Source organism: bacterium SCSIO 12827 (assembly GCA_024397995.1).
Classification (GTDB): Bacteria; Pseudomonadota; Alphaproteobacteria; order Rhodospirillales; family Casp-alpha2; genus UBA1479.
Genome location: CP073746.1, coordinates 1,189,619 through 1,202,080 on the forward strand (window position 1 = coordinate 1,189,619; position 12,462 = coordinate 1,202,080).

The following is a 12,462-nucleotide window of genomic DNA, read 5'->3' on the forward strand; positions in this document are numbered from 1 at the left end:
CGGTGGGTCGGTCGCGGGAATTACGACGAAAAGGGCAGGTCGGCCAGGGTCAGTCGATTGTCCAGCCGCCAGCCACCGGGCTTGTCTACGTCCGGGGCAAGGTCCGGGTCAATGCGTAATGCCGCGGCACGGTCTTGCGCGGCGGCCCCGGCGTCGGTGCGCGCCGCGTGCACATTGGCGCGGCCGAGATACGCACCCGCGAAGCTGCCGTCGATATCAAGGGCGCGGGTGAAGTGTTGCACCGCGTCGCCGTAACGGCGCAGGATTTTCTCCGCTTCGGCTTGGCCGGCCCAGGCCGCCGCGTCGCCCGGATTGATTTCGGTCGCCTTGGTGAAATCGGCAAGCGCGTCGTCGATAAGGTTCAGCGCCAGGCGGGAAAACCCGCGAATGCGCAGCAACAGGGATGTCGGTTTGCCTTCGGCGATCAGGGCGGAGGCGGCAATGGCCGCTTGATCCGGCTTACCTTGGCGGCGTGTCAATTCCGCCTGCAGGGTGCGCAGCCAGGGATCGCCCGGCACTGTGGCCAGTCCGCGCGTGATGTCCGCCCCGGCCCCCGCAAGGTCGTCCGTGCGAAGCCGCAGGAACGCAAGCACGCCATGTGGTTCCGCGTCGCCGGGTCCTAAGGGAACCAGTCGCTCGTAGGCGGCCGAGGCCTCGCCCCAGCGCCCGCCGAACAGGAGCGCGCGAGCTTTTTCCCGCAGTGCGTGGGCTTGATAGGGCTGCATGCGCTGGGCCATGTCCAGGTCGGCGACGGCAGCCTCCGTCTGGTTGAGGCGCCGGTAGGCGCGGCCGCGCAGGATCAGGGCGGCGACGTCCGTATTGCCGCCGCGCGTCCCTTCCGAAATGGCAGCCGTGGCGTCGTCGACGGCGGCATCCGCGTGCCCGGCCGACAATTGCGCCTCGCCGCGCGCCAGCAGGGCCGCCGCATCACCGGGATGGGCAGTGAGAACCTGGTTCAGATCGGCAATGGCGCCGGCGTAATCACCCATGTCCTGGGCGGCGGCGGCGCGCTGGCGGCGCAGGTCCATGGCATCCGGGCGGGCTTCGAGGATGCGGGTCAGGTCGCGGTGGGCGCTGGCCGGTCGGGCGGCCGTGGCGTGCAGGGCGGCGCGAAGGTCGAGCGCGGCCAGATTGGCCGGGTCGTCCAGCAACAGATGGTCGAGGTCTGTGAGGGCGCGCTCCGTTTCCCCGATGTCGCGGTAGGCGGACCCGCGGATCAGCCGGGCGACAGTGTTGTCCGGCGCCAGGGCAAGGGCGGCGGTCATCGACTGCACCGCATGCTGTGGATCGCCCCGCCGGTAATAGGCGCGGCCGCGCAGGACCAGGGCCGCCGTATGGGTCGGGTCCCGGCGCAGGACCGCGTTCATGTCGGCGATTACGCCGGCGAAAGTTTCAAGCTGGAACAATTGCTCCGCACGCATGAATCGGGCGGTTGCATTGTCGGGATCGGCAACGATGGCGGCATCCAGGTCTTCCAGGGCCAAGCCGGTTTCGTCCTGGCGCAGGTGGATGCGGGCGCGCAGCATGTGGTGGCGGCTGTCCTTCGGGGCGAGGGCAATCGCCTGATCGACGTCGTCGAGGGCCAGCTGCAACTGCTCCATCTTCAGGAAGGCTTCGGCGCGGGCGGTCCAGGTTTCCGGTGCCGTGGGGTCGGCTTCAAGCGAGGCTGAAAGATCGGCGCGGGCGGCGGCCAGACTTCCGTTGGCGAGATGAGCTTGTCCGCGAAGTCGCAGAAGTGCCGCGTCCATGGGGGCCATGTCCAGGGCCTCGCCGAAGTCGGCGACGGCCAGCTCAAACTCCTCGGTTGCCATGTGCACAAGGCCACGCTCGCGGTAGCTTTCAAGGGGGCGGCGCAGTTGGCGGATCGACAGGTCCAGGTCGGCGATGGCCAAGCGGTGCAGGCCCATGCGGCGCAACAGGGCACCGCGCACCTGCAATGCCTCGCCGTTATTCGGGGCCAGGGTGACGGCGGCGTTGAGATCGGCCCGCGCGAGCTGGTGGTGGCCCTGCGCCAGATGGGCAGCGCCCCGTTGGGTCAAGGCGCCGACATGGTGAGGGGAGGCATCGAGCGCCCTGGCGGCGCTTTCAGCCGCGTCGCCATATCGGCCAAGGGCGATCAGGATACGCGCGCGGAGCGCCAAAGCATCGGCATTGCGGGGGTCGAGCGCCAAGCCCGCATCGGCATCGGCGAGCGCCACCATGTCGCGTCCGGCGGCATGATTGATGCGGGCACGCAGGAAGTGCACGCGTTTGCGCCGGGGCGTCAGGCGCACGGCGCTGTTGAGGTCGCTCAGCGCCTTGTCGGGAAAGCCTTCGTCGATCAACGCGTCGGCCCGGTTGATGAACAGGTCGGCGAATTTCTCGGGATCGGTTTCGCCCTGCGTGATGGCCTGCGTGCAGGCGAAAACACGCATGGCGGCAGGAAGGGCTGCGTCCATGCAGTCAGGCGTTTGCGCGTGTGCGGCCTGGGCCGCCGTCGCCGCCCAGGCCATTACGAATAGGGACGCCCCCCGGATCAGCCGCATCGCTGCCTCGTTTCCGCCAAGTACCGAAAATACTTAGCAAAAAACCAGAGGAAACGCCATCCGGGCCAGTCCGGGGGCAACCGTTCGTTCAGGTTTCCGTGCCGCCGTTGATCTGGATCAGCTGGCCGTTCATGAATCCGCCCTGATCGGACACTAGATAGGCGATCATGCCGGCGATTTCCTCGGGCGTGCCCAGGCGGCCCACCGGCACCCGTGCCTTCATGGAGGCAATGTGCTCGGCCATGGCCGGGTCGGCGTGATCGCCGGCGATGGGGCCGGACGAGATGATGTTGGTGGTGATGCCCTTGGGCCCGAACTCCTTGCCCAGGGCCTTGGTCAACCCCCAGGAGCCGTGCTTGGATACGCTGACATGCGCCCGCCCGTTGTAGCCGTGGATGGCGTTCATGCCGGCGAAATTGACGATGCGCCCCCAGCCCCGGTCGACCATGCCCGGCAGGCATGCGCGGGCCAGCCGGAAGGCGGCGTTCATGTTGACGTCCAGCACCCGTTCCCAGGTCTCGTCGGTGATGTCGAGAAAGCTGTGGCTGGGGCGGATTGCGGCATTGTTGATCAGCACGTCGATGCCGCCGAAATGGCCGATTGCCTCGGCCGCCATGGCGTCACAGGCGGCCTTGTCGCCGACGTCGGCCATGATGACCAGGGCGTCCGCGCCCAAGGCCCGCGCGGCGTCCGCGGTGGCGTCGCAGGACGCCCGGTCGCTGGAGCCGTTGATGACGACATTGAAGCCGTCCCGCGCCAAGGCCAAGACACAGGCCCGGCCGATATTCTTCCCCGACCCTGTGACCAGGGCCGCGCGCTTTCGTTCAGTCATGAATGGTGTTCCTCCCGGATGTCGATGCCACGACCCTACGCAAGGTGGCGGAGGCTGGCAAGCGGACGCGACGGGAAGGTGGATAACACAGGGCGGTTAGCCGCTATAATCCGACGATGGGGTGAACAGATTTTTCAGAGTTTCAGTGACGCCTCGCCGGCCGACGAAGGCGAACATCTGGGTAATGGTGTGACCGTCTTCCGACAGCGGCATGCGCAGCGACCGCAAGGGTTCTTCCACCCCTTCGTAGGTATTGAGAAAGACCAGGGGGCGGCGGGCTTCGAATACGGCCATGTATTGCCGCGTCAGCAAGGTCGTGGACCAGGCGTCGGCCATGTCGGTCAATTTCTTCCCGGTGTAATCGCGCCGATGATAGTGGGTATGGCCGGATCCCCAGTAGCGGTAGGTGAATTCCGCCGGATCGCCCGTGACGTCGAGTACCAGCGCATAAGGTAAAACCCGTGCCGGCAGTTCATGCAGGTGGAAGTTCGCCCAACAGGGCGCGAAGGCATCGCCCTTCACGTCGGTCCAGTACGCCATGCAGGCCTGGATGTGCGGATCGTCGACCGTTTCCGGTTCAATCGCAACCGTACTTACGACAGGTGGCATCTGGCCGTCCAGCACGATGGGAGGCAGGATTTTCATATCACCGTGGTCTCGATCTTCCGACGAATTGGGGAGAATGTCGGTTTATTAGACAAGACTACAGCGCCCAACCCTGCGGGGGTAACCCTGACTTTGGTCTATATTTTGGGGAATTCTAATGTATGTGATGCGCGGGTGAAGCGGCGGTATCAGGCATGACGGTCGAGCCGGCCAATGGCCTCGGCGACGGCATCCAGGTCTGAGCCGTCGGCGTCGAACTGAACCGCGAAACCGCCATCGTAGGTCCGCGCGACATGGCCGGAAAGATGTCCCAGGCCCTCGACATGCATGTCGACGAAGGTGCCGTTGTCGACCGTCACCCCGGCCTCGCCAAGGGCGATCGCGGCCCCCGTGGCGGAGACGTTTTTCACAGAGCCGTGGAAGGCACGGTTACCGTACCGGCCGTGGGCGGGCTGGTGATAGGGATGGCGGGTCGGGCGGGCGACGTGGTTGTTGGCCGCGACGTGCATGAGAATTTTCCCTGGCGGCGGCCCGAACGGCGGACCTGTCCAATACGGCGGACAGGATCACGCAGCTACATTAATAAAACGTAATTAATTGACGGAACGCGAGGTGTTATCCCGCCTGGCGGGGCGCTTCCTGGGGGATGGTCGGAACTTCGTCGGAAATGGTGGTTCGGCGCATGTCGCGGACGTCCGCCGGGTCGTGCCAGCGGCCCCGGTGCATGGTGCAGCGATTGTCCCACATGACCACGTCTCCGGGTTGCCAGACATGGCTGTAGACATATTTGGGCTGCGTCGCGTGCTCCATAAGGTCCATCAGGATGATGCGGCCTTCGGGCACGGGCAGGCCCTCGATGCTGCCGGCGTGGGACGCCAGATAAAGGCTCTTGCGTCCCGACCCCGGATGGGTGCGTACCAGGACCTGGCGGACAGGCGGCAGGCCCGTGCGTTCGCCCTCGTCGAAATCGGTATATCCCAGACGTTCCCGGGAATTCATGATGGAATGGATGCAGACGTAATGTTCGATGCGGGCCTTGGTGGCATCGTCCAGGTCGTCGTAGGCCGCGCGCATGTCGGCGAATTCCGTGTTGCCGCCGCCGCTCTTGGGCAGGACATGGGCCGCCAGGATGGAATAACGGGCGGGAATGGGTTTGAACGACGAATCCGTGTGCCACAACCGGTTGGCGTACATGTTGAGCAGGCGGAAATCGTCCTTCGGCAGCGGCTTGCCGCTTTCGTCCAGGTTGGAAATGTCGCTCATCTTCGGATCAAGCCGCGGGACATATCCCTTGCGATGCAGCTTGCGGCTGGTTTCCAGGGGGCCGAAGTTTTCCGAAAACCGCCGTTGTTGCGCGTCGTCCAGGGACTGGCCGCGAAATGCCAGAACCCCGTAGGTGTCCATGGCGGCACGGATGTCGGATACCTGGTCTGCGGTCAATTCGGCGGCAAGGTCGATGTCCGTGACCTCTGCGGCCAGAACCGGATGAAGGGGCGTGATTTTCACGGTCGAATGTCCTCCCAAGTCGTGCGTGGCGTCGGGGCGCCCTGACCCGTTTTGGGTCCATTATTGTATACAATGTACCTATTTTAGGGGTGACGATCCAGCGTTCCGTGCAGGTCGCTACCTTTACGGCCCGGCGTTTAAGGCTCTAAGGTCGCCGGTAAGGCGGGGACATGTATCCCCGGCGCAAACCACCGGGTGGAGACGACCATGACAGTCAGAATGGCCCCAGCGCTGGCCGTGGCCGGGATAACCGCCATAACGATGATGTCGAGCCCCGTTGCGGCAGACAGTCTGGTGTCGCACAAGGCGGTCTATCACCTTCTGCCCGGCCCTATTTCCGGACAGGTGCCCTATGACGGGGTCGAGGGCCTGGTCACCCGTTCGGTCGAGCGGACCTGCGACGGCTGGATCGTCGCCGAGCACATGGTCATGCATATCCTGACCCGGGTGGGTGGGGTGATTGACAGGGAAATCCGCTTCACCAGTTGGGAATCGACGGACGGCACGCGCTATCGTTTTGCCGCGACGATCAAAAGCAAGGCAGGCGATGAGGATATCAAGCTGAATGGCCGTTTGGAGGTCGCCGGCGAAGGGGGTGGTGGCGAAGCGGTCTATGCAGCGCCGGACGGCAAAAAGGTGAAAATCCCCGAGGACACCTATCTGCCGGTCGGGCAAGTCCGCAAGCTTTTGGCCGCCGCCCGGGGCGGGGAGAAACAGGTGCGGTTTCACGTTTTCGACGGGACCGAGGATATCGGCCCTCAATTGATGTCCAGCGTGATTACCGGCCGCTTCAAGGCGGGTGAGGGCAAGGGTCTGCAGACGGCCTGGGGCCCTCTGGGCACCGGGCCCGGTTGGCAGGTGTCGTCAGCCTATTTCGAAATCACGGGCGCACAGCCGCAATCGACGCCCAGTTTCCAGTTCACCATGGAGTTGCTGGACAATGGCGTGCCGCGCCGCATGGAGATGGACCTGGGCGGGTTCGTCGTCATTCAGGCGCTCAAGGAAATCCATCCGCTGCCGGAACCCAGCTGTGGCTAACGTGCGGCCAGCGGCAAGCCGCGGAGGCGTCAGCCCTTGCGGGCCTTGGCGATCAGTTGGCGCAGGGTGTCGACATCGACCGCGCCGGGCACCAGTTCATCGCCGACGATGAAGGCCGGTGTGCCGCGAATGCCGAGGGTTTCGGCGATCTGGTGATTGCGGTTGATCTCGGCGGTGACGGAATCGGACGCCATCTCTTTCTTGAGCTTATCAGCGTCGTATCCGGCGGTTTTGGCGATCTTCAGGATGCGGTCTTCGGGCAGGCCGCCCGAGGTCGCCATCAGGGCGGCGTGGAAGGCCAGGTATTTGGCCGGATCAAGCTTCCAGGCGGCCAGCGCGGCGCGCGACGCGGTCACCGATTCCGGGCCCAGGATGGGGAATTCCTTGAACACCCAGCGCAGGTTCTTGTCCGAATCCAGAAGTTCGCGCAGCACTGGAAACACCCGCTTACAGTAGCCGCAGTGGTAATCGAAAAATTCGACCACCGTGACGTCACCCTTGGGGTTTCCGGCGACGGGGGCGTTGGGGTCGTTGATCAGGCTGTCCTTATGCGCCGACAGCGCCATTTTAGCCTGGTCCGCCTGGGCCTGCTGTTCGCGCTCACGGTAGATGCGGATGGCGTCGACGATGACCTCGGGATTGGCGAGGAGATATTCGCGAACAACGGTCTCGATGGCGCCGCGCTGCTGTGGGTCCATGACGGACGTCTTGTCCTGGGCCTGTGCGGCCGGCGCGATGAGCAGAATCCCTCCGACAAGAGCGGTGGCGATGAGCGAGACGCCCGGCAAGGCGGCAAACCGAAAGGTCATGGTCATTCCTTATCCAAATGGTGGGCGCATATTGGTCCAGACCGCGGCAAGGGGCAAGCGGGTGCGCAGGCCGTCATGTCACGATCCCGTCAGCGCAGCAGGCGAATGTCGGAAATCAGGGCCGCTGGAACGGATGTGCCGGGCCGGGTTGGCGGCGCGGCGGCCACGCGCACGGCGACGAACACGATCCGCGTATGGCTGGTCGACAGGCCCGGCCAGGCCGTGTCGTGCAGGGAGATCAGGTCGATGCCTTCCTGCCAGCGCTTGCCCAACGCTTCCTCGCCGCCGCGCACTGTATAGCGCGCGGGGGTGCCGTCCTTGGGCATGTCCATGGTCCCGCGGCGCAGCGCCTTGTCGTTCCACACCAATTCCAATACCCGCACATCGTCCGGCAGGCGGCGCAGGGTTACGTCCTCGGGGTCGAGCGGGCGGGACGTGTCGGTGAAACCGACGATCACCCGGACCGGATGATAGGGCGGGGCATGGGGAGACATCTTCCAGTTCCAGGTCAGAAAGGGGGCGGCCAGAAGGTGCTGGTCGATGCGACGACCCAAGATCAGGTCGTCCGGCCCCGCCGACAGGTGGACAACCGGCAGGCCCTCATCCATCGCCATGCGCGCGCGCCCACCCAAGGGATCGCCGACGATCAGCCAGCGGTCCCCCGGGTCCAGGCCCGCGAAAAGGGGCGAGGGGCCCAGGGTCGCCATGATGTTCTGGATGTCGCTGGGCGATTGGCCGGGAGCAAGGCGGTCGCCGCCGTGCTGGCCGGCCATGCAGCCGGTCAATGCCGCACTCAGCACCGCTGCCGCGACAATCATCCGCACGGCCACGGGGTGCCGCCGGGGGGCCACGCCTATTGTTCCTTCCGCTTCTGCTGCTGGATTTCGGCGGCGTTGATGATGTCCTTGGCGCGCACCCATTCAGGGCTGCCTTCGGGGAATGAACGGGCGGCGACCTCGCCGTTGTAGATCGCCTTTTCCATTTCGCCCCGAAGGAATGCGGCGTCGGCGTGGTAAAGGCGGGCCCGCGGCTCGTCGCCTTTTTTGTAATAGGCATTGCCGAGCAGCTGGTAGATGGATGGTGAAAACCGTTCGTAATGGGCCGCGAACTTCAGATTCTCGATGGCGTCGTCAAGAACCGTATCGTCGCCGGTCGCCAGTTCGATGCGGGCCAGTTCCAGACGCAGCAGGTCCGATTCCGGCTTCAATTTCACGGCTGTGGCGTAGGACGGCATGGCGTCCTTGGCATTGCCGTTTTCATACAGGCCCTGGCCCCTGATCTCGTGAAAATAGGGATCATCGGGATACTCGGCGATCAGACCGTCGATGGCCTTCAGGAACTCGTCGACCCGCGCGGTGCGGAAATAGGCGATGGCCCGGGCATATCGGGCCGGCACGCTGGTGTCGTCGCTCTTGAACTTGCGCAACGCCTGCCCCGGCGTGAGAAAGGCAAGCAGCTTGGCCTGCATCCGCGCATGCCGGGCGACCAACTTCGGGTCATCCTGGACCTTGGAATAGGGGGACCGCGCCAGATGCGCTTCCAGCGCGTCGATACGTTCGCGGGTCAACGGGTGGGTCAGCAAATAGGGGTCGCGGCTGGCGCTGATCAGAAGTTCGTTGGATTCCAATTTGCCCATGAAGTCCAACAGGCCCTTGGTCGATTGTTTTGTGCGGTCCAGGTAGGTCATGGCGGCCTGATCGGCGGCCGCTTCATGGCCGCGGTTGTAGGCCAGAAACGAACGTTGCAACATGCTCTGCCCGCCGCCCAGGATCGCCGCACCCGCATCGGGGGCGCCGGCGATGACCGCGGCGCCGCCCAGGATCATGGACAGGATTTGGGCGGCCGCCGTGCGTGACAGGGCCTCGTGGGTCCGTGCCAAGTGGCCGCCTGCAATATGGCCCGTTTCGTGGGCAATCACGCCGATCACCTGCCCGGGGGTGTCGGCCTGCAGCAATAGCCCCGTATTGAGGAACATGTTTTGGCCGCCCGCGACAAAGGCGTTGAGTCGGTGGTCGTTTACGAGGTAGGTCTTGATGGACTTGGGATTCAGGCCCGCGGCCTCGAAAACTGGCGTCGCGTATTCCTGGATGATATTTTCGATCTCGACGTCCCGAATCATCGATAAACGCTGGGCAAGGGAAGCCGTCGACCAATAGCATAGGCCGATGCCAAAAATAATGATTAAAAACAACGGTTTAAAGATGCGGCTTTTCAAAGCAATCAGCGCCGGTTGGGACGCGTTCCCTTCTGTTTCCGGGCCCGGTAAACGTAGTCACGGTCCGGGGCCCCGTCAATTCACCATGCCGATAGTGACCGTTGCACTTTGCGCCGGGCTTGTCGCCGGCTGTTCGGGGGGCATTCCCAATCCGTTCGGCGGAAGTAAGAAGGAAGAAAACACCAAGCAGTTGGGCGAAACCGGCTTCGTGCGCGGTTTCCTGGGCGGTATCGTCGCCGACGATCCGCAGGCGGCCCTCGTTGGGCGTGACATCCTGTCGGCCGGCGGGTCCGCGGCGGATGCGGTGACGGCCATGTACTTTACCCTGGCGGTGACCAAGCCGGCCCACGCAGGCCTGGGCGGCGGCGGTGTCTGCGTCATTCGCGATAACGTCAATAAGCGCAACGACGTTCTGTCCTTTCCGGCGCTGGTTCCCCAGGGCGCCGGCGGTGCCGACCGGGGCAAGGTGCCCGTGCCGGGCAATCCCAGAGGGTTCGCGGTGCTGCATGCGCGCCTCGGCAGTCTGAAGTGGGGGCAGGTGGTGCAGCCGGCGGAAAACCTGGCGCGGTTCGGCGGCATCGTGTCGCGTGCCTTCGCCACGGATTTGCGCCAGCAGGCCGGGCGCCTGGCGGGACTGCCCGACGCGGTGGCCCTGTTCCGCAAGGCCGGGACGCCGAACCTGGCCAAGGAAGGCGACCGCATGGACCGCCTGCGCATCGCGGGCGTGCTTGGCCGTTTGCGGGTGCGCGGGGTCGGCGATTTTTATCAGGGCCAGCTGGCGCGTGATTTCGTCGACGACGCCAACAGCCAGGGCGGGGCGCTGACCATCGAAGACATGCGGGCCTACCTGCCCGAGGTTCGGCCCGCGATCACGCTGCCTTATATCGAACGCACGCAATTCCTGTTTCCCTCGCCCCCCGTTCTGGGCGGTGCCTTGGCGGCGGAGCTGACGGGCATTCTTGCCCAGTCCAAATATTTCGAACTGGACGGCGCGGCCCGCACGCATGTGTTCGCCGAAGCGGCCCTGGCGGCACAGGCGCGGCGCACGGATTGGCTTCGGCGGGACGGTCTTGTGACGCAGCCGGCCTATTATCTTGCCGATGCCGAACGCCATGCCTTGATCGCCCGCGCGCTTGATGAAGATCGCCACGCTCAGCGTCCGCCCGCCGGGGACGCGGCGATTCCGCTGCCGCCGGGGGCCGACGCAACGGGTATTGTTGCGATCGATCAATTTGGTTCGGCCGTCGCCTGCACCGTATCCATGAACGGGGCTTTCGGCTCCGGCAAGGTTGCCCCCTCGCTTGGGTTTCTTTTGGCCCGGCCGTCGGGCAAGGACAGCCTGCCGCCGGTGACGGCGACGCCGCTGTTGTTGGTTGGTGAGGCGCGCGTCAAGAAAGACGAGGAACGTGTGTTCATGGCCGCAACGGTGACCGGTGGGCCCGGTGCCACGGAGGCCCTTGCCGATCTGGCCCTTCGGGTGTCCGGTGGCGGACAGGGCCTGGAATCGGTGCTTGCGGGCCCACGCCTCTATTATGCCGAAGGCACGGATGCCTTGGTCATCGAACCCGGCCTGCCCAAGGACCAGCAGGCGGCGCTGCGCGAACGGGGCCATACCTTGCATCCCGGTGCCTCGGGCGTGCGCATCAATGCCATCTATTGCGACAGCGGCGTGCCGAATGAAAACCAGGCCTGTGCCGCCTTTGCCGATCCGCGTGGCTTCGGGCTCGGCGCGGTCGGCGACCGCTAGGCCGGGGATCGGCCGCAGGCATATGGCGTTGAAATCATCCAATCGCGGCCAGGTGCCGCCGTTCATCGTCATGGACGTCATGCGCGCCGCCGAGGAACGCGAACGCGCCGGTGAAAAGATTCTTCACCTGGAAGTCGGCCAGCCTGGCACCAGTGCCCCTTCCAAGGTGATCGAAGCGGCCCGCCAGGCCCTCGACCAAGAACGCATCGGCTATACCAACGCACTTGGTATGTGGGGGCTGCGCGAGGCCATCGCCCGCCATTACGGCCGGGCCTACGGCGTTGCCGTGGATGCCGAGGACGTGGTGGTGACGACCGGCTCGTCCGGCGGGTTCGTGCTGTCCTTCATGGCCGCCTTCGACCCCGGCGACCGGGTCGCTCTGGCGTCGCCGGGATACCCGGCCTACCGCAATATCCTGACCGGCCTGGGGGTCGAGGTGATCGATCTGCCGACGACGCTTGAGGATAATTTCCAGCCGACAGTGGCGCGGCTCAAGGCACTCGACCAAGACCCCGATGGCCTGATCGTCGCCAGCCCGTCAAACCCGGCGGGGACCATGATCGCTCCGGCGGAGTTCAAGGCCTTGGTCGATCATTGCCGGGAACGCGGCATTCGTCTGATTTCCGATGAGATCTATCACGGCATCACCTATGGCGTGCCGGGGGTGACGGCGCTGGCCCATACGCGGGATGCCGTGGTCATCAACAGTTTCTCGAAATACTATTCCATGACCGGCTGGCGGCTGGGCTGGATGGTCGTGCCCAAGGATCTGCATCGGGCCATCGAATGCCTGGCGCAGAACCTGTTCATCTCGCCGCCCGGCATTTCCCAGCACGCGGGCATGGCCGCCTTCGATTGTACCGAGGAACTGGAAGCCAACGTCCGCCATTATGCCCGCAACCGGGCGCTGTTGTTGGACAAGCTGCCGAAGGCGGGGTTCACGCGTCTGGCGCCGGCCGAGGGGGCGTTCTACATCTACGCCGACGTCTCGGACCTAACCAACGATTCCACGGAATTCTGCCGCCGCATGCTGGCCGAGGTCGGCGTCGCGGCGACGCCGGGCGTTGATTTCGACCCGACCCGAGGCGACCATTTCGTGCGGTTTTCCTTCGCCGGCGGCGAGGACGAGGTATCGCAGGCCGCCGATCGTCTTGTGAGTTGGAAACGCTAACGAAAAACGCCGG

11 protein-coding genes are annotated in these 12,462 nt (G+C 64.9%); 3 read left to right on the top strand and 8 right to left on the bottom strand.

The window, feature by feature from the left end; all coding sequences use genetic code 11:
- Positions 1–20: 20 nt before the first annotated feature.
- From KFF05_05610 to KFF05_05630, 5 genes are all read right to left on the bottom strand, one after another.
- On the bottom strand, positions 21–2,525 hold the full coding sequence (locus KFF05_05610; protein UTW52838.1) for a tetratricopeptide repeat protein: 2,505 nt from the start codon (positions 2,523–2,525) through the stop codon (positions 21–23).
- Positions 2,526–2,613: 88 nt separating this feature from the next.
- A complete protein-coding gene (locus tag KFF05_05615) occupies positions 2,614–3,357 on the bottom strand; it encodes an SDR family oxidoreductase (protein ID UTW52839.1) in 744 nt (247 codons plus the stop codon).
- Between the two features lie 96 nt (positions 3,358–3,453).
- Positions 3,454–4,002 carry a hypothetical protein gene (locus KFF05_05620; GenBank protein UTW52840.1) on the bottom strand — a complete coding sequence of 183 codons (549 nt, stop codon included), beginning with the start codon at positions 4,000–4,002 and terminating at the stop codon, positions 3,454–3,456.
- A gap of 149 nt (positions 4,003–4,151) precedes the next feature.
- On the bottom strand, positions 4,152–4,472 hold the full coding sequence (locus KFF05_05625) for a PilZ domain-containing protein (GenBank protein ID UTW52841.1): 321 nt from the start codon (positions 4,470–4,472) through the stop codon (positions 4,152–4,154).
- 106 nt (positions 4,473–4,578) lie between these two features.
- Positions 4,579–5,469 carry a TauD/TfdA family dioxygenase gene (locus KFF05_05630; GenBank protein ID UTW52842.1) on the bottom strand — a complete coding sequence of 297 codons (891 nt, stop codon included), beginning with the start codon at positions 5,467–5,469 and terminating at the stop codon, positions 4,579–4,581.
- A gap of 207 nt (positions 5,470–5,676) precedes the next feature.
- On the opposite strand from KFF05_05630, the gene KFF05_05635 reads away from it, so the two are divergent.
- A complete protein-coding gene (locus KFF05_05635; protein ID UTW52843.1) occupies positions 5,677–6,507 on the top strand; it encodes a DUF1849 family protein in 831 nt (276 codons plus the stop codon).
- A 29-nt stretch (positions 6,508–6,536) separates the two neighbouring features.
- On the opposite strand, the gene KFF05_05640 is transcribed toward KFF05_05635, so the two are convergent.
- The 3 genes from KFF05_05640 to KFF05_05650 all read right to left on the bottom strand — a co-directional run bounded on the left by KFF05_05640 (position 6,537) and on the right by KFF05_05650 (position 9,435).
- A complete protein-coding gene (locus KFF05_05640; protein ID UTW53597.1) occupies positions 6,537–7,316 on the bottom strand; it encodes a DsbA family protein in 780 nt (259 codons plus the stop codon).
- A gap of 89 nt (positions 7,317–7,405) precedes the next feature.
- A complete protein-coding gene (locus KFF05_05645; protein ID UTW52844.1) occupies positions 7,406–8,167 on the bottom strand; it encodes a hypothetical protein in 762 nt (253 codons plus the stop codon).
- A 2-nt stretch (positions 8,168–8,169) separates the two neighbouring features.
- Positions 8,170–9,435: a M48 family metallopeptidase gene (locus KFF05_05650; GenBank protein UTW52845.1), complete on the bottom strand. Its 1,266-nt coding sequence runs from the start codon at positions 9,433–9,435 to the stop codon at positions 8,170–8,172.
- 181 nt (positions 9,436–9,616) lie between these two features.
- Here KFF05_05650 and KFF05_05655 point away from each other — a divergent pair, with 181 nt between their 5' ends.
- Positions 9,617–11,278, top strand: a complete 1,662-nt coding sequence (locus KFF05_05655) for a gamma-glutamyltransferase (protein ID UTW52846.1) — start codon at positions 9,617–9,619, stop codon at positions 11,276–11,278.
- A gap of 22 nt (positions 11,279–11,300) precedes the next feature.
- Positions 11,301–12,449 carry an aminotransferase class I/II-fold pyridoxal phosphate-dependent enzyme gene (locus tag KFF05_05660; protein UTW52847.1) on the top strand — a complete coding sequence of 383 codons (1,149 nt, stop codon included), beginning with the start codon at positions 11,301–11,303 and terminating at the stop codon, positions 12,447–12,449.
- Positions 12,450–12,462 lie beyond the last annotated feature (13 nt).

Coding starts and splice junctions, on each gene's coding strand:
- KFF05_05610 (UTW52838.1), bottom strand. CDS start 2,525: ATGCGGCTGATCCGGGGGGCGTCCCTATTCGTAATGGCCTGGGCGGCG.
- KFF05_05615 (UTW52839.1), bottom strand. CDS start 3,357: ATGACTGAACGAAAGCGCGCGGCCCTGGTCACAGGGTCGGGGAAGAAT.
- KFF05_05620 (UTW52840.1), bottom strand. CDS start 4,002: ATGAAAATCCTGCCTCCCATCGTGCTGGACGGCCAGATGCCACCTGTC.
- KFF05_05625 (UTW52841.1), bottom strand. CDS start 4,472: ATGCACGTCGCGGCCAACAACCACGTCGCCCGCCCGACCCGCCATCCC.
- KFF05_05635 (UTW52843.1), top strand. CDS start 5,677: ATGACAGTCAGAATGGCCCCAGCGCTGGCCGTGGCCGGGATAACCGCC.
- KFF05_05640 (UTW53597.1), bottom strand. CDS start 7,316: ATGACCTTTCGGTTTGCCGCCTTGCCGGGCGTCTCGCTCATCGCCACC.
- KFF05_05650 (UTW52845.1), bottom strand. CDS start 9,435: ATGATTCGGGACGTCGAGATCGAAAATATCATCCAGGAATACGCGACG.
- KFF05_05655 (UTW52846.1), top strand. CDS start 9,617: ATGCCGATAGTGACCGTTGCACTTTGCGCCGGGCTTGTCGCCGGCTGT.
- KFF05_05660 (UTW52847.1), top strand. CDS start 11,301: ATGGCGTTGAAATCATCCAATCGCGGCCAGGTGCCGCCGTTCATCGTC.